Source organism: Exiguobacterium sp. s123 (assembly GCF_018617075.1).
Lineage (GTDB): Bacteria > Bacillota > Bacilli > Exiguobacteriales > Exiguobacteriaceae > Exiguobacterium > Exiguobacterium profundum.
Genome location: NZ_JACSJL010000004.1, coordinates 246,397 through 260,458 on the forward strand (window position 1 = coordinate 246,397; position 14,062 = coordinate 260,458).

18 protein-coding genes are annotated in these 14,062 nt (G+C 47.8%); 6 read left to right on the top strand and 12 right to left on the bottom strand.

Annotated elements, in window-relative coordinates; genetic code table 11:
• Nucleotides 1–17: 17 nt before the first annotated feature.
• A complete protein-coding gene (locus KNO72_RS09250) occupies nucleotides 18–908 on the top strand; it encodes a helix-turn-helix transcriptional regulator (protein WP_214685985.1) in 891 nt (296 codons plus the stop codon).
• 38 nt (nucleotides 909–946) lie between these two features.
• Here the strand turns inward: KNO72_RS09250 and KNO72_RS09255 are convergent, their stop codons facing one another.
• From KNO72_RS09255 to KNO72_RS09260, 3 genes are all read right to left on the bottom strand, one after another.
• Nucleotides 947–2,026: a PTS transporter subunit EIIC gene (locus KNO72_RS09255; protein WP_251025504.1), complete on the bottom strand. Its 1,080-nt coding sequence runs from the start codon at nucleotides 2,024–2,026 to the stop codon at nucleotides 947–949.
• Nucleotides 2,007–2,330, bottom strand: a complete 324-nt coding sequence (locus tag KNO72_RS15625; RefSeq protein ID WP_251028311.1) for a PTS transporter subunit EIIC — start codon at nucleotides 2,328–2,330, stop codon at nucleotides 2,007–2,009. The genes KNO72_RS09255 and KNO72_RS15625 overlap by 20 nt, the downstream gene beginning before the upstream one ends.
• A 242-nt stretch (nucleotides 2,331–2,572) precedes the next feature.
• Nucleotides 2,573–3,925 carry a 6-phospho-alpha-glucosidase gene (locus KNO72_RS09260; RefSeq protein WP_078147607.1) on the bottom strand — a complete coding sequence of 451 codons (1,353 nt, stop codon included), beginning with the start codon at nucleotides 3,923–3,925 and terminating at the stop codon, nucleotides 2,573–2,575.
• Nucleotides 3,926–4,068: 143 nt separating this feature from the next.
• On the opposite strand from KNO72_RS09260, the gene KNO72_RS09265 reads away from it, so the two are divergent.
• On the top strand, nucleotides 4,069–4,806 hold the full coding sequence (locus KNO72_RS09265; protein WP_214687499.1) for a GntR family transcriptional regulator: 738 nt from the start codon (nucleotides 4,069–4,071) through the stop codon (nucleotides 4,804–4,806).
• 61 nt (nucleotides 4,807–4,867) lie between these two features.
• Here the strand turns inward: KNO72_RS09265 and KNO72_RS09270 are convergent, their stop codons facing one another.
• Nucleotides 4,868–5,101: a type II toxin-antitoxin system Phd/YefM family antitoxin gene (locus KNO72_RS09270; RefSeq protein WP_214687501.1), complete on the bottom strand. Its 234-nt coding sequence runs from the start codon at nucleotides 5,099–5,101 to the stop codon at nucleotides 4,868–4,870.
• Between the two features lie 99 nt (nucleotides 5,102–5,200).
• Between KNO72_RS09270 and KNO72_RS09275 the strand changes: the two genes are divergently transcribed.
• Complete coding sequence (locus KNO72_RS09275; protein ID WP_214757926.1) at nucleotides 5,201–6,145, top strand: M23 family metallopeptidase; 945 nt, start codon at nucleotides 5,201–5,203, stop codon at nucleotides 6,143–6,145.
• A gap of 32 nt (nucleotides 6,146–6,177) precedes the next feature.
• On the opposite strand, the gene KNO72_RS09280 is transcribed toward KNO72_RS09275, so the two are convergent.
• The 6 genes from KNO72_RS09280 to KNO72_RS09305 all read right to left on the bottom strand — a co-directional run bounded on the left by KNO72_RS09280 (nucleotide 6,178) and on the right by KNO72_RS09305 (nucleotide 11,422).
• Entirely contained in the window at nucleotides 6,178–6,576 is a 399-nt protein-coding gene (locus tag KNO72_RS09280) for a cytidine deaminase (RefSeq protein ID WP_012727277.1), read from the bottom strand.
• A gap of 178 nt (nucleotides 6,577–6,754) precedes the next feature.
• Nucleotides 6,755–7,591, bottom strand: coding sequence for an ABC transporter ATP-binding protein (locus KNO72_RS09285; RefSeq protein ID WP_214757928.1), 837 nt, complete (start codon nucleotides 7,589–7,591; stop codon nucleotides 6,755–6,757).
• Nucleotides 7,592–8,620, bottom strand: a complete 1,029-nt coding sequence (locus KNO72_RS09290; protein ID WP_370148992.1) for a FecCD family ABC transporter permease — start codon at nucleotides 8,618–8,620, stop codon at nucleotides 7,592–7,594. It lies immediately after the preceding gene.
• On the bottom strand, nucleotides 8,620–9,621 hold the full coding sequence (locus KNO72_RS09295) for a FecCD family ABC transporter permease (protein ID WP_168169872.1): 1,002 nt from the start codon (nucleotides 9,619–9,621) through the stop codon (nucleotides 8,620–8,622). Before KNO72_RS09295 ends, KNO72_RS09290 begins: the two co-directional genes overlap by 1 nt.
• Nucleotides 9,622–9,641: 20 nt before the next feature.
• A complete protein-coding gene (locus KNO72_RS09300) occupies nucleotides 9,642–10,673 on the bottom strand; it encodes an iron-siderophore ABC transporter substrate-binding protein (RefSeq protein WP_214757979.1) in 1,032 nt (343 codons plus the stop codon).
• 155 nt (nucleotides 10,674–10,828) lie between these two features.
• Nucleotides 10,829–11,422 carry an FMN-binding negative transcriptional regulator gene (locus KNO72_RS09305; protein WP_214757932.1) on the bottom strand — a complete coding sequence of 198 codons (594 nt, stop codon included), beginning with the start codon at nucleotides 11,420–11,422 and terminating at the stop codon, nucleotides 10,829–10,831.
• Between the two features lie 71 nt (nucleotides 11,423–11,493).
• On the opposite strand from KNO72_RS09305, the gene KNO72_RS09310 reads away from it, so the two are divergent.
• The gene (locus tag KNO72_RS09310; RefSeq protein WP_214757934.1) at nucleotides 11,494–12,159 is read left to right on the top strand and encodes a haloacid dehalogenase type II; all 666 of its coding nucleotides are present in this window, start codon (nucleotides 11,494–11,496) and stop codon (nucleotides 12,157–12,159) included.
• Here the strand turns inward: KNO72_RS09310 and KNO72_RS09315 are convergent.
• Together KNO72_RS09315 and KNO72_RS09320 are read right to left on the bottom strand one after the other, a co-directional pair.
• The gene (locus KNO72_RS09315; RefSeq protein WP_214757936.1) at nucleotides 12,156–12,668 is read right to left on the bottom strand and encodes a GNAT family N-acetyltransferase; all 513 of its coding nucleotides are present in this window, start codon (nucleotides 12,666–12,668) and stop codon (nucleotides 12,156–12,158) included. The genes KNO72_RS09310 and KNO72_RS09315 overlap by 4 nt on opposite strands.
• A 13-nt stretch (nucleotides 12,669–12,681) precedes the next feature.
• Complete coding sequence (locus KNO72_RS09320; RefSeq protein ID WP_214757938.1) at nucleotides 12,682–13,134, bottom strand: MarR family winged helix-turn-helix transcriptional regulator; 453 nt, start codon at nucleotides 13,132–13,134, stop codon at nucleotides 12,682–12,684.
• A gap of 115 nt (nucleotides 13,135–13,249) precedes the next feature.
• Between KNO72_RS09320 and KNO72_RS09325 the strand changes: the two genes are divergently transcribed.
• Nucleotides 13,250–13,606, top strand: coding sequence for a DUF2200 domain-containing protein (locus tag KNO72_RS09325; RefSeq protein ID WP_012727286.1), 357 nt, complete (start codon nucleotides 13,250–13,252; stop codon nucleotides 13,604–13,606).
• Nucleotides 13,603–14,052 carry a DUF1801 domain-containing protein gene (locus tag KNO72_RS09330; RefSeq protein WP_214757940.1) on the top strand — a complete coding sequence of 150 codons (450 nt, stop codon included), beginning with the start codon at nucleotides 13,603–13,605 and terminating at the stop codon, nucleotides 14,050–14,052. The genes KNO72_RS09325 and KNO72_RS09330 overlap by 4 nt, the downstream gene beginning before the upstream one ends.
• The last annotated feature ends 10 nt before the right edge of the window (nucleotides 14,053–14,062 follow it).

A 14,062-nucleotide genomic window follows, 5' to 3' on the forward strand; every position in this document is an offset into this window, starting at 1 on the left:
TGACGGGAATGGTAGATATGAAAAAACGACACTTGCAACTGATTCGGCTACTCAATCGCGGACGACGTTTCACGGCGGAAGAACTGGCCCAAGAGACAGGCGCCTCCATTAGGACGATTCAACGGGATATGCTCTCGCTCGAAGAACTCGGTTATCCGATTTGGAGTGTTCCTGGAACTGGGGGCGGCTATGAAATGTTGCCGAATCGTTTATTGCCCCCGCTCCATCTCCGCGAACAAGAAGCCGTCGCACTCTATCTCACGCTCAAATGGATGGAACACATTCCTGATGTGCCGTTCGGGGACATACGAAGTACGTTGTCCGATTGGTACGTGAATGAGTTACCACATGACGTAGAGTCGAAAATTCGACGATTGGAGCGAAACATTCTCTGGCTTGGAAACAAACAAATTCCAAAAGCGCCGTTCACAAAGGACATCTATCAGGCGGTCGAGCGCAAAAACAAGATCGAGATGACGTATCGATCGACGAACGGATCACGTACGTTCCCCATCGCACCGGTCGGTATGGCACTCCTTGACTTAAAGTGGTATGTCTTCGGGCTCTCCGAACTCGGATTCCGTCAATATCGGATTGATCGCATCGAAGCGGTCCAAGTGCTCGAGGAATCGTTCGAGTCCGAGGATTTGGTGACCTTGCTTCAGAGAAGTGATGAACGGGGCGGTGTGACCGTTCAACTCGAGCTGACGTCACTCGGTCGTCGTTTACTTGAAGATGTATTACCCGATATCGAAGAGAAGAATGAATGGGACGTACCTAAAGAAGAGCTGCCGTTTTTGTCGAGACAGCTGTTGAAGGCCGGAGCCGAAGTGAAGGTCAAGGCACCGCATGCGTTGCGGGAGATGATGAAGGAGCATGCGGAACGTCTTGTAACATTATACGTATGAAAACTGAAAAGGCTCAACCCATGCGGTTGAGCCCGATTTCAATTTGCTTCATCCATTTCCTTATGAATACGTAGCAATTCGTTTTTGTATAAATCAGAGCGACCTCCAAAAATCGCTTGAATGTTATTTTTCACTTTGACGACTCCAGCTGCTCCGAGTGCTTTTAGTTCATCCTCATTGATTTGAGAAACATCACTTACTTCAACACGAAGTCGTGTGAAGCATGCATCGATATCACGGATGTTCTCTCGTCCCCCAAGTGCCTCTTCAATCGCAAGTGCTGTCGTTTGAATCACTGATTGACCTGACTTTTTATCATTGTAGTCTTTACGCGTAAACAGTTTCGCTTCTTGTCCGCCACGCCCTGGTGTTGCCAAATTCCACTTCTTGATAGCGAAAGTAAAGATACTATAGTAAACGATGAAGAAACCAATGCCGACGACGACATTCATCCACCAGCGTGGTGTTCCTGGTAAGACGTTCACTAAAATATAGTCAATCAACCCTGATCCTCCAGCCCAACCGATATGTGTGTCGAGCGCATACATGAGCGCAAAGGAAATCCCCGTCAACACACTATGGATGACATAAAGGATAGGTGCCACGAATAAGAAAGTGAATTCAATCGGTTCTGTGATTCCTGTTAGAAAAGCTGTACCGGCTGCTGCAATCAATAAGCCTCGAACGACAGGACGTTTGTCTGGGTCAGCCTGACGATACATCGCAAGCGCCGCCCCGAGTAAACCGAACATAATGATTGGGAACTTACCAGACATGAAACGTCCCGCCGTCACTTCGACACCTTCCGCGATTTGAGCGAGGAAAATATACTGATCACCGTTCACGACCGCATCACCGACCGTTGCCGTTCCACCGAGAGATGTCCAGAGGAACGGGGCATACCAAATGTGGTGTAATCCTGTCGGAATCAATAATCGTTCCAACATTCCATATAACCCAACATATGCAGGATTGGTCGCATCACTCGCGATGACGTTTGCCATTGAAGTGAGTGTCGATTGGATTGGCGGCCAGATGAGCATCATGACAAATCCAAGTAAAATCGAGAAGAAGACCATTACAATTCCGACAGAACGATCACCTGCAAAGAATCCCAACACTTCTGGTGGATTGAACGTATGGAACTTTTTTATACACCCATACTGCGAGCAACCCGACCGCAATCCCTCCGAGTATACCGGTTTCAAGGGAAGGAATACCGAGTAACATGCCATATTCTCCACTCTCGGCAGCCATTTCTGCCGTGATGCCGAGGGAGATTGAAATTGTCGTATTCATAATGACATATCCGACGAGTGCTGCGAGTGCGGCAATCCCTGATCCTCCTGACAAACCAACTGCGACCCCGATTGCAAAAATGATTGGTAAGTTCGCAAAAATACTAAGACCAATTTGTAACATTCCAGCACTGATCGCTTATACTGTTCCATTCTGTAAAAACGTCCAGCTTTCGGCTAATGGTCCCGTGAGTGCCGCACCTAGTCCTAGCAAAATTCCGGCAGCCGGTAATAAAGCGACCGGTACCATGAGCGCCTTTCCAAACTTTTGAAAAACTCCAAACTATTGACTCATTCGATTCACTCCTCATCTTGTAAGCGTTATCAATCTGAACAATGAGAAAGGGGATTGCCTCCCCTCTCTAGTTACCGTATTGCTACTGTCTCGCCCGATTTTAATTCCGGCCAGTACGTTCTGTTTTCCTCAATCAAATCATCTAAGATTCGACGAGCTATTGGTGCATCGATGACTGTACGATTTAGTGTCAACGCCTGAAGTGCCTTCTCATAACTGTTTTCGAAGTATGCGTCGACGACAAGTTGCTCGTAAGCAAGCTGTCCTTCAATCATTCCTTTGTAAAAACGAGGAATCTTTCCGACTGCGAATGGTTTCGGTCCACGATTGGTAAGCATCGCAGGCACTTCAACCATCGCATCGTCCGGCAGGTTCGAAATAATCCCTTCATTTTTCACCATGACGATGAAAATATCACCGTTATTATAGGCTAGCGAAGCAGCGACCCGAATCATATAGCAGCCGTGGATATCGACCTCAAGGTGAACATTTTCGAGCGAGTCATCTTGAATAATCTGATCGCACATCGAGAAGACACGTTCTTGACGTCCGTTGATTACTTGCCGTGCCCGTGTGTTCGTGACATCTTCTTTTTCTGCCATGTCAGATGGATATAAATAATATTGAAGGTACGTGTTCGGTAAGTACTCCGGGAAATCCGTCAGCATCTTCTCTACTTGTTTGAACGTCTTGATCCAAGATGGATCATTCGCAATCTCCGAATCTTCCGGGATGAAACCGTCTTCTAAAATGGCGCGTTTGATATCTTCAGTCAATTCATTTCCTTCTTTATCGAAGATACCTGTGAACCAACCAAAGTGGTTGAGTCCGAAATATTCCGGAACGAGATCCCAAATCTCTTTACCGAGAATCTTCGCATAGCTCACCATGATTGCTGCCGGCATATCGCAAATATTTAATATTTTTTGATCGTCCGGGTAAGCACGTTTGAGCGCCTCGGCGACAATCGCAGCAGGGTTTGTATAGTTTAAGATCCAGCCATTCGGTGAGCCGGTGCGAATGTCAGAGACGAGTTCAATCATATCTCCGATTGAGCGCATCCCGTATGACATTCCGCCCGGTCCACACGTCTCTTGTCCCACCACGCCATGTCGAAGCGGAATCTGCTCATCTTTTTCGCGCATTTCCAAACCACCTGTCCGAATTTGGACGAAGAAGAAATCTTTATCTTTAAAAGCATATTCTTTGTCCGTCGTATATTCGAACGACTCGAGTTCTGGATAATGCTCACGCAAGATGATTTCACTCGCTTTCGCGACACGTTCTTGACGTAATTCATCTGTATCGTAAAACGTGATAGAACGAAGTGGGAAGTGTTCTTTTTCCTTAATCAAACTCATGATCATGCCGATTGTGTACGTACTACCTCCACCGACGACTACGAGACGATGTGGTGTTTTCATGTGTGCGTTCCCCTTTCAATACATATCTAATTGATTACAATACAAATCTAATACATATTATCTGAACCGTCAACACCTTTTTTAAAACGTTTTATTTTTGTATACTATGAGTAAGGAACGCATACAATCAGGAGGTTATCTACATGAAAGCTAAATCTCCGCTATACCAGCGGATTGCTCAGGAGATGCGCACGTTTATCGAGACCGGCGATTGGGCGCCCGGTGAAGCAATTCCGACAGAAGCACAACTCGTCGAGAAATTTAAAGCGAGTCGAGTCACCGTTCGACAAGCCGTCAAACTACTTCAAGAAGAAGGATTGCTTTGGAAACGACAAGGGAGCGGCACATATGTACAATCCGAAAAGATTGAACATAATATGTACGAATTAAAAAGTTTCACTGAAGACATGAAACGGGAAGGAAAGGACGTCACGAGTAAAGTACTTACTTTCACCGTTCAACCTCCGACTGAAAAAATAAAGGAAATACTCGAGCTTGATGAAGACGCTCTTGTCTACTATATTCGCCGGTTACGCTTTGCGAACGGAGAACCGCTCATCGTCGAAGATACGTATCTTCCACTCCAATTATTTCCCGATTTAACGTATGAGGTAATGACACGGTCGAAGTATGATTACATTGAAAATGTCAAAAACCTGAAGATTGCAGACAGTGTTCAGGAATTTATCCCGGTCTTGCCGACGAAAGAAATTGCTGAAATGCTCGAGGTGAGCGATCGAACACCGATACTCAAAGTCGAACTCTATTCGTTTCTCATGGATGGCAATCGCTTTGAGTTCACCGAAACGTATTTCAAGAGTGAAGAGTATCGCTTTATCATCCGTGCCGGTCGAAGACATGAAACAACAAACACCCAGTGAATTCAACGATTCACTGGGTGTTTGTTAATGCAAACTCATATGTTTCAACATTAGACTAATGCTATTCAAGCTGCCTTAGGGATTCAAATAGACGCTCAGCATTTTTTGGACTGCTCGTCAGGTAAATGGTTTCTAACAAGCTATTATATTCTCGTTCAGAAATGATAACAGCATTCTTCCTGCCTTCTTTCGAGATGAAAATCGTCTCGTCATTTTCACATACTTGATGAAGCAAGTGGTTCAACTTTTTTTCGCTTTCCGGTATGGAACCGTAGACATTCACATCACTCCTCATTTATGTCCATTATATTATGATTTTTTATGAATGACGAAACATCTATGTTTCTACATCCGTATAAAAGACCAATCAATCATCAACAAAGGCGGTATGCACATGCATCACCAGAACAAAAAGTTCATTCACTTATTCAAAGACGGTCAGTTCGATGACATTTATCATCAAATGACCGATTCTTGCAAATCTCATTGTTCCATGGCCATGTTTCATCACGAAGCGTCTTCGTTTCATCATGGAATTCGGCGCTATCGTCTGCTCAATGAGATGATGTTGAACGGGAATCGGTATGCATTGTGGTCGGATTTCCGAAAAGAAAAGTTATTGTCCGTTCAATTCAATCGCGTGAATCAGGTTGAATCCATTCAGATGACGGTCACATCCTCTTCAAAAGAGACCAATCCTTTCACGAAAAACAAATACCACCTTCCATTCAAAGAGCAGTGGTTCGTCGTCTCAGAAGGGACAACCCTCGGAATGTATCATCATGATCCAACTCGAAAAAAGCGTGATGGCTATGACTTTTTGAAAACACAAGAGCAACAACCTTACAATCGTAGAAAAATCGGGATGGATGGCTCGTATGCGTTTGGAGAACGAGTGATTGCTCCATTACACGGGACAATTCATCAAGTCGTGGATGGGTTGTCAGACGAACTAGATGCTGATCATCCATTCGGTAATCACGTCATCATTCAACATGCGAACGATGAATATTGCCTTCTCGCCCATCTAGAGAATGGTTCCATTGCCGTGAATGTGGGAGATACGGTCAAAACCAAACAGTTGATTGGGCGCTGTGGGCGTTCCGGAATTACACCTGAGCCACGCTTGCATATGCGTGTCATGAATCACCCAGATGTGGACAGCGCGACCGCCCTCCCGATTCGATGGAAAGGTCGATTGCGACCTGTGCGTGGAAAAGTAGCCACCTCTCGTGAGGAAGAGGGATGGTCGTATGGAATTGCAGCCCTCGATTTTTCAGAACTGCTTCTTTACATTGTTCAAGCCATTCCGCGATTATTTTTTCGCTTTTTTGGATAAGAAAACCCCTCAGAAATCTGAGGGGCCCAACATCACATATCCAAATCGGTGAACGCAAGTGGGACGAGCTCCCCAAGCGTCACTTCTTTCACATCGGCGTTGCCGTTTGTGAGAAGTACTTTGAAGTCAGGATCGCCAAACTCGACCATGACCTGACGGCAGATACTACATGGTGGCAAGAAGTCTTCCGTGTCCCCAGACACGGCAACCGCTTCGAAGTCACCTTTTTTGTATCCTTTTGCGACCGCTGTGAAAATGGCTGTGCGCTCTGCACAGTTCGTTGCTCCGAACGAGACGTTCTCGACGTTGACGCCGTCGATGACCGTACCATCCTTCATGAGAAGTGCCGCCCCGACGCGGAACTTCGAATATGGTGAATACGCATTGTCCTTCAATTGGCGTGCGCGCTCGACTAATTGTTGTTGGTTCATCTTAAGTCATTCCTCTCGAATATCGAATGAACTGATGCCAGTCCCCATGCCTCTCATTTTGGGCAGGATTTATAGCATACACCCGCCTCAAAGAGAAGTCAATGACTTTTTACAAACGCTTTCATGGATAAACAAAAAAAGAAGGAGCGCTCGCCCCTTCTTGACTCTCTATACGTGGTCACACCAATTCAAGCTGCGCGACAGCCGCCTCTTCCGTTTCCGTCTGCACATGATGACGCCCAATCGGAATAACGGAAGGTGAACCGGATACCGGGTCACACATGACTGAACAGCGAAGGTTGAACACATGATGGATCAAATCACACGTGATGACGTTCGACGGCTTTCCTTCGGCGATCAACTTTCCTTTGTCGAGCGCGAAGATGTAGTCCGCATAACGCGCCGACAAGTTAATATCGTGCAACACCATGACAATCGTCGTCCCATACTTCCGGTTCAAGTCCGTCAACAAGTCGAGAATCTCGACCTGATACGTGATATCAAGATACGTCGTCGGTTCATCTAAAAAGAGCACGTCCGTCTGTTGAGCCAGTGCCATCGCAATCCAGACGCGTTGGCGCTGCCCGCCTGACAACTCGTCGATGGGACGATCCGCGAACTCCGTGATGTTCATCATCTCCATCGCCTCGGCGACAGCTTCGTAATCGGCTTTCGTCCAGCCCTTTAAAAAGGATTGATGAGGGTAACGACCACGACCGACAAGATCGGCGACCGTAATCCCTTCCGGTACGACCGGGGACTGTGGCAACATCCCGAGGACACGCGCTAGCTTTTTCGGTGCCATTTTCGAAATCGGCTTATCGTAAAGCGTCACTTGACCGGCACTCGGTTTGATGAGGCGTGCCATCGTCTTCAGGAGCGTCGACTTCCCGCAACCGTTCGCACCGATGATGATGCTGATTTGATTGCTCGGAATTTCAAGGCTGATATCGTTCAAAATCATCTTGTCCTCGTATCCCGAGGTGAGATGTTCCACTTTCATAATGGATGCCATTTAGAAGTCCCCTTTCTGGTTCATCCGAATCAACAAGTATAAGAGATAAGGCGCGCCGATGATGCCGGTGATGACACCGACCGGATAGCGTGCCGTGAAGGCGAATTGTCCGACAAGGTCGGCCGCTAGTACTAAAATGATTCCGACAAGCGCTGCCGGCAAGATTCCCGCGTGGCTCGTTCCGACGAGCCGTTTGGCAATCGGCCCTGCCAAGAAGGCAATAAACGCAATCGGTCCCGTTGTCGCTGTTGCAAGGGCGAGCATGAATACTGACGCCACAATGAGCAGAAGTCTGGTCTGGTTCGTGTTGATTCCAAGCCCTGTCGCCGCCATTTCTCCGAGCTCGAGCATTTCAAGCTGACGAGTGAGTAACAGTACAATCGGTAAACAGATAAGTACCGTGATGATTAAAGGTGGCAACTCTTCAAGTTTCGCCCCATTTAAACTTCCTGTCAACCACCGCATCGCCATCGCGACATCGTTTTGTCGGCTGATGAGCAATAGATAATTGATGACGGCTGTTAACATCGCTTGAATCCCAATTCCAACTAACACCAAACGACCGATGGAGAAAGCCGCCCCTTTGGATAGGAAATAGATGACCAGCACGGTGACGAGCCCTCCGATAATCGAAGCGATCGAGATTATCGCTTCACTCGATTGTAGGACGACGATACAGAAGACAGCCGCCGCACTGGACCCCGTTGTGATCCCGATGACATTTGGATTGGCAAGCGGATTTCGAAGCATCGTTTGGAAAATCGTTCCCGCAGCACCAAATGCTGCACCGGCAAAGACACCAGCGAGCATACGTGGTAGACGCAATACTTCAATGGCGAACGTCGCCCCTTTTACGTCTTCCCCGAGCAAGACGCGGATGACATCCTGAACCGGATAAATCGTATTGCCCAACATGAGCATCAACCCGCTCAATGCTACCGCTACGATGGTCAAAAGAATCGTCATCCCGACATAACGACGGCGTCGCTTCATGCGACCTTGTCTGATTTGTTCAATCGCTGGTTGCATCATAGTCCTCTTACTTTCACTTTCATTGTCAATAGAATCAAGATCGGTGCCCCGATGAACGCCGTCACAATCCCGACCTCAAGTTCACCTGGACTTCCGAGCAAACGTCCGATGACATCCGAGAAGGTCAAGATGATGGCACCTGCTAAGGCAGACATCGGCATGAGGTAGCGTTGGTCAGGACCGAGCACGAGTCGAATCAAATGTGGGGCGAGAAGTCCGATAAACCCAATCGGTCCAGCGAGTGCAGTCGCAGCCCCACACAGAATCACGCCTGCGAACGAGGCGGTCAACTTCAATGTCCCCGTCCGAACACCAAGACTCTTCGCCATCTCCTCCCCGAGCGCAAGTGCGTTCAAGGAAGGTGCGGTCACTACCGCAATCACGAGACCGATTAGAAGAAACGGTAAAAATGTATAAATCGAATCCAGATTTCCCGCACCGACACTCCCTACTTGCCAAAAGCGGAACTGGTCCATGACGTTTGAGCGTGGAATCATAAGAGCCATGACGAGCGACGATAATGCTGCACTTGTCGCCGCTCCCGCCAAGACGAGTTTGAGCGGGGTCGCCCCTCCCCTTCCGAGTGAACCGATGCCGAAAACGAAAATGGCCGTCAATAGCGCCCCGACGAGCGCAAACCAGATGAACGCACTCGCCGTCGCGATGTTGAAGAATGCGATGCCGATGACGACGGCGAGCGCTGCTCCCGTGTTGACCCCAAGAATACTCGGGTCAGCGATTGGGTTACGCGTCACCGACTGCATGAGTGCACCTGCCACACCGAGTGCTGCGCCACACATAAAACTGAAAATTGTCCGGACGACCCGCTCCCGGACAATGTCTGCCTCATACGACTGAACAGCCGGACGGAATAAACCGTCCAGCAGTTCATTCCACCCGACTGTTCGAGAGCCGAAGGCAAGGGATGCCACGATGCATAGCACCGTCAGTACGAGCGTCCCAACTAACAGGAGCGGGAAGTACTTCGGGGTATGCATCTGTTTCACCTGATTTTGCATCATTTTACTTTCGCAAGGGCATCCGATACGCGTGAAACGTACTCATCAATCGTATATTCAATCGAGAGTGGCGTCGGTGTTCCAGCCGCTGCGAGTGGCGTGTTGTCTTCAATCAATACGACCGATCCGCGTTCGATGGCTGGTACTTTACTGTAGAGCGGGTCTGCTTGAAGCGCCTTCAACGTGTCTTCATTTCCGTATGTGACGAAGATGTCGACGTCGTTCAAAATGTCGGCGTTCTCTTTGCTGAGCTCGAGATAGAAGCTATTTGCTTTTTCAGCTTCGTCGACAATGTTTTGTGGGTACTCCATGCCGAGTTCTTCGATGAAGGCACCACGAGGATCACCTGTTGTATAGATATAGAATTTTGAAAGATCTTCTGCGCTCATCGAGACGAAAGCGGCTTTCTTTCCAGCAATCTCAGGAACGGCTGTCGCTTTGTCAGTAATCAACTGCTCCGTGTCTTTGATTAACTGTTCGCCTTCTTCACCAAGTCCCATTGCGAGTGAGTCATAACGAACCATGTCTTGCCATGAGGTGACCCAAGGTGTTTCTTGATATGTCACGACCGGTGCGATTTGGCTAAGCGTGTCATAGTCTTCTTGCGTGATGCCTGAGTAGGCGGCCAAGATGACATCGGGATTTGAATCTGCGATTGCTTCAAAGTCTAATCCGTCCGTATCTTGATAGATGTTCGGGTTCTCTTCGCCAAGCGCTGTCAACTTCTCTGCTGTCCATGGAAGCATCCCGCTATCATCTTGTACACCGTAGTTCGCAGCTGAGAATCCGACCGGTACGACATCGAGTGCAAGTGCGACGTCATGGTTTCCCCACGAAATCGTTGCGACACGCTCTGGTTTTTCTTCGATGACAGTCTCACCGAACGCATGCTCGATCGTGATGGGGTAACCTTCTGCTGATTCTTCCGTCCCTTCGTTCGTGGAAGCGTTCTCAGCTTCTTCCGAACCACAGCCGGCTAAGATGAGTGCAAACGCTGAAGCAAAAATAAACATATGTAACCACTTCTTCATTGTCTTGTTCACGTGTTTCTTCTCCTTTTTCAACTTCTCTATTTTCTCGATACTGATAATCATTATCAGTTATGAGTATAGACTTGCTATTCCTTCGTGTCAACTGCTATTCGATATAGAAAAATGAAAAAACCTGTCGTTTTAGGACAGGTTTATTAGGACTTTCGATGTTGTCGCATGACGTCCGCGATCGGTTCATCTTGTTTTTCAAGCTCCGATACGATCCGTTCATGGTCCACGTCGTTTCGGTTTTGGCTTAACTTGAACGTCGCCTGCATATCGGTGATGTCGATCCGAAACCCGACGACGCCGTTCATTTGTCGCTTCACCGGTTCGGATAATGCATCCCAACGCACCGCATGCTCGCGTTCCCCTTCATGCTCTTGGAGCAATCCTGAAAGTTCCTCCACTAATTCTTTCTCATTGAGAATCGTCGCACGTCCGTACACGTGTACGGCTTGATAGTTCCATGTCGAAACGTCCTCATGGCCGTACCAGGACGCCGACACGTAAGCGTTTGGTCCTTGAAAGATGACGAGAACGGTTTGATTTTCAATCGTTCGCCACTGCGGATTCGCTTTCGCAATATGCGTCGTCAGTTGACCATTCGCCTCATCGAATCGTAACGGGACATGTGTCGCAATCGGTTTGTCCCCATCATGTGTCACGATCGCACCGAACGGATGGGCATGGAGAAACGCGTAAATCTCAGCTCGCTCTGTGACGGAATATTGAGTTGGAATATACATGTCGAACCCCCTTTCTCCTATTATATTCTGAACAAGACGGGTATAACGACACAGAAGGAGGGATGTTATTTATGAAACCAACGATTAAAGCCATCGTCTTTGACGTATACGGCACCTTATTCGACGTCCATTCGGTGAAGGATGCCTGTGAACAAGAGTTCCCTGAAAAGGGCGCAGCCATCAGTCAAGTGTGGCGGACGAAACAACTTGAGTATTTCTTTTGGCGGCACATGATGGGACGCTATGAAGATTTCGATACAGTGACCCAGGACGCACTCCGTTACGCATTAGCCGTGCATGACGCACCATTCACAAAGGAAATCGAACAACGTCTGACTGCATCGTATGCGCACCTCACCCCGTATAAGGAGATCGAATCGGTCCTAAAAGAGATGCATGACATGAAGACCGTCATTCTCTCAAACGGGACGGACGAGATGCTTAAGGCATTGCTTCACAACGCCGGTCTCACCGATTATTTTGATGAGGTTGTCAGCGTCGACGGCATCAAACAACCGAAACCGACGCCTGCCGCCTATATGCACTGGTTCAAGACGTCTGGTCTTCGTCGTGACGAGGTGCTCTTTTTATCGTCGAACGGTTGGGACATCGCCGGGGCGAAAAACTTTGGCTTTCATGCGGCCTGGATCAATCGGAATGACTTACCATTTGAAGCATTTGATATAGAACCAGATGCCATCTATCCGAACTTAAACAACTTGTCAGAATGGCTTTAGTCCGTGAACGACTTCATGAAAATGAGGTCGTTTTGTGCATCTTCCCCCATGAAAAAGGTGTGCACCCCCGTCTGTTCGAACCCGTTTCGTCGATAGAATCGAATCGCTCTCTCATTACGTTCCCATACGCCGAGCCACATCTTTCGTTTGTGTAGTTCCTTCGTCAATTCGGTTGCTTGAGTAAATAACGCTTTCCCCACCCCTTGACCTTGAAACGCTTCTAATACGTAGATTCGTTCAATTTCAATCGCATCTTCGCCCATCGGTTCAGATTGAGCATCGCGTACGTTCACTTTCAAATAGCCTGCCAACTCACCTTTTACATGTGCAAAATAAAAATAAGAATCGGGATGTGCCAACTCATGCTGCAACTGCTCAGGCGCATACGCTTTTTCTAAGTAAGCGTTCAAATGTTCTTCTGTGTTGTGACGTGCGAACGTCTCCGTAAACGTCTGGATGCTAATGTGACGTAAGACTTCTACGTCTGTCACTTTTGAGATTTCAATCATGTTCTCGCTCCTCTCAGTATTCTCGATACTTGCCTTTCTTCACTTCGATCCAATCTGTTTCAACATTACGTCGTACTTTTTTCAAAAGGCGTAACAACTCCTCACTTTCTTGCTCGTCGAGTCCTGATAACGCGACCGATGTAGAATATTCATGTTCCCGAATGATGAGCGGGTACAATGTCTCGCCCTTCTGCGTCACGTATAACCGTTTGATTTTCTGGTTCTCTAAATCTGACCGTCTCTCAATCCATCCCTCTTGCTCCAGTTTCTTGATGGCACGTGCGGCGGTCGTCCTGTCTACCTTAATCAACTCTGCCAGCCGCTCTTGAATGATACCTGGGTGTTCAAAAATCCTAACGACGTACAAGTACTTCCCTTTTTCTAAACCGAGTGCCTTAAATTCAATGTTGCTGATTGAATCGAGGGCACGCGCAATCATCCCGATCTCTCGTAAATGGTCATGCATCATTAGACACCTCTACTTTTTTGTTGCAAACGCAACAAAACACTTTATATAAGCGTATCGTAATTTGTGAGAGAATGGAAGTAAGAATTTTCGCTAAGAAGGAGATGAATGAAAGATGGGTCACCGAATCTATACGACGAGTTTCGCGAGCGTTTATCCACTCTACGTCGCCAAAGCCGAACGCAAAGGACGGACGAAGGAAGAAGTCGACACCATCATCGAATGGTTGACCGGTTACGATGAGACCGGACTCGAACGTCAGATAGCCAATCAAGTCGATTTTGATACATTTTTCGCTTCAGCACCTCGTCTCAACGAAGACCGCGCCCTCATCAAAGGCGTCGTCTGTGGGGTTCGTGTCGAGAACGTCGAAGAACCGCTCATGCGTGAGATCCGTTATTTGGACAAACTCATCGATGAATTGGCAAAAGGAAAGAAAATGGAGAAGATCTTACGAGGAGGCGAATCATGATGGATGTGACAGCACTCGTCGACGAGGCACGGCTCGATTCATTTATTCATCTGCTCGAGGTCATCGATGATCATTTACCTGGCGGATTTGAAAAAACGACGGACGGACATGGTGTCCATTACGTCGTTCCACTCGATCGATATCCGTCCGGGTATCATGTCACACCGGGGACGCCACTACCGTTTATCAGTGTAATCGCGCAAAAGCGCCATGTCGGACTGTATCACATGGGCATTTACGCCGACCCTGAATTACTCGCTTGGTTCGAACGGGAGTATGCGAGTCGTGTCCCGACGAAACTTGATATGGGGAAAAGCTGTATCCGTTTCAATAACGTGCAGCGAATCCCGTTTGACTTGGTCGGAGAACTCGTCGAGAAGATGACTGTCGAGGAATGGATTCAGCACTACGAAGGACAACGAAATAATAAAAAAGAGTCCGACTAATTTTCGGACT

What these genes read in the sequence shown, in the direction of transcription:
- KNO72_RS09250 (WP_214685985.1), top strand. Translation starts at nt 18, where the DNA reads ATGAAAAAACGACACTTGCAACTGATTCGGCTACTCAATCGCGGACGA.
- KNO72_RS15625 (WP_251028311.1), bottom strand. Translation starts at nt 2,330, where the DNA reads ATGTTACAAATTGGTCTTAGTATTTTTGCGAACTTACCAATCATTTTT.
- KNO72_RS09260 (WP_078147607.1), bottom strand. Translation starts at nt 3,925, where the DNA reads ATGAAAACACCACATCGTCTCGTAGTCGTCGGTGGAGGTAGTACGTAC.
- KNO72_RS09265 (WP_214687499.1), top strand. Translation starts at nt 4,069, where the DNA reads ATGAAAGCTAAATCTCCGCTATACCAGCGGATTGCTCAGGAGATGCGC.
- KNO72_RS09270 (WP_214687501.1), bottom strand. Translation starts at nt 5,101, where the DNA reads ATGAGGAGTGATGTGAATGTCTACGGTTCCATACCGGAAAGCGAAAAA.
- KNO72_RS09275 (WP_214757926.1), top strand. Translation starts at nt 5,201, where the DNA reads ATGCATCACCAGAACAAAAAGTTCATTCACTTATTCAAAGACGGTCAG.
- KNO72_RS09280 (WP_012727277.1), bottom strand. Translation starts at nt 6,576, where the DNA reads ATGAACCAACAACAATTAGTCGAGCGCGCACGCCAATTGAAGGACAAT.
- KNO72_RS09285 (WP_214757928.1), bottom strand. Translation starts at nt 7,591, where the DNA reads ATGGCATCCATTATGAAAGTGGAACATCTCACCTCGGGATACGAGGAC.
- KNO72_RS09290 (WP_370148992.1), bottom strand. Translation starts at nt 8,620, where the DNA reads ATGCAACCAGCGATTGAACAAATCAGACAAGGTCGCATGAAGCGACGC.
- KNO72_RS09295 (WP_168169872.1), bottom strand. Translation starts at nt 9,621, where the DNA reads ATGCATACCCCGAAGTACTTCCCGCTCCTGTTAGTTGGGACGCTCGTA.
- KNO72_RS09300 (WP_214757979.1), bottom strand. Translation starts at nt 10,673, where the DNA reads ATGAAGAAGTGGTTACATATGTTTATTTTTGCTTCAGCGTTTGCACTC.
- KNO72_RS09305 (WP_214757932.1), bottom strand. Translation starts at nt 11,422, where the DNA reads ATGTATATTCCAACTCAATATTCCGTCACAGAGCGAGCTGAGATTTAC.
- KNO72_RS09310 (WP_214757934.1), top strand. Translation starts at nt 11,494, where the DNA reads ATGAAACCAACGATTAAAGCCATCGTCTTTGACGTATACGGCACCTTA.
- KNO72_RS09315 (WP_214757936.1), bottom strand. Translation starts at nt 12,668, where the DNA reads ATGATTGAAATCTCAAAAGTGACAGACGTAGAAGTCTTACGTCACATT.
- KNO72_RS09320 (WP_214757938.1), bottom strand. Translation starts at nt 13,134, where the DNA reads ATGCATGACCATTTACGAGAGATCGGGATGATTGCGCGTGCCCTCGAT.
- KNO72_RS09325 (WP_012727286.1), top strand. Translation starts at nt 13,250, where the DNA reads ATGGGTCACCGAATCTATACGACGAGTTTCGCGAGCGTTTATCCACTC.
- KNO72_RS09330 (WP_214757940.1), top strand. Translation starts at nt 13,603, where the DNA reads ATGATGGATGTGACAGCACTCGTCGACGAGGCACGGCTCGATTCATTT.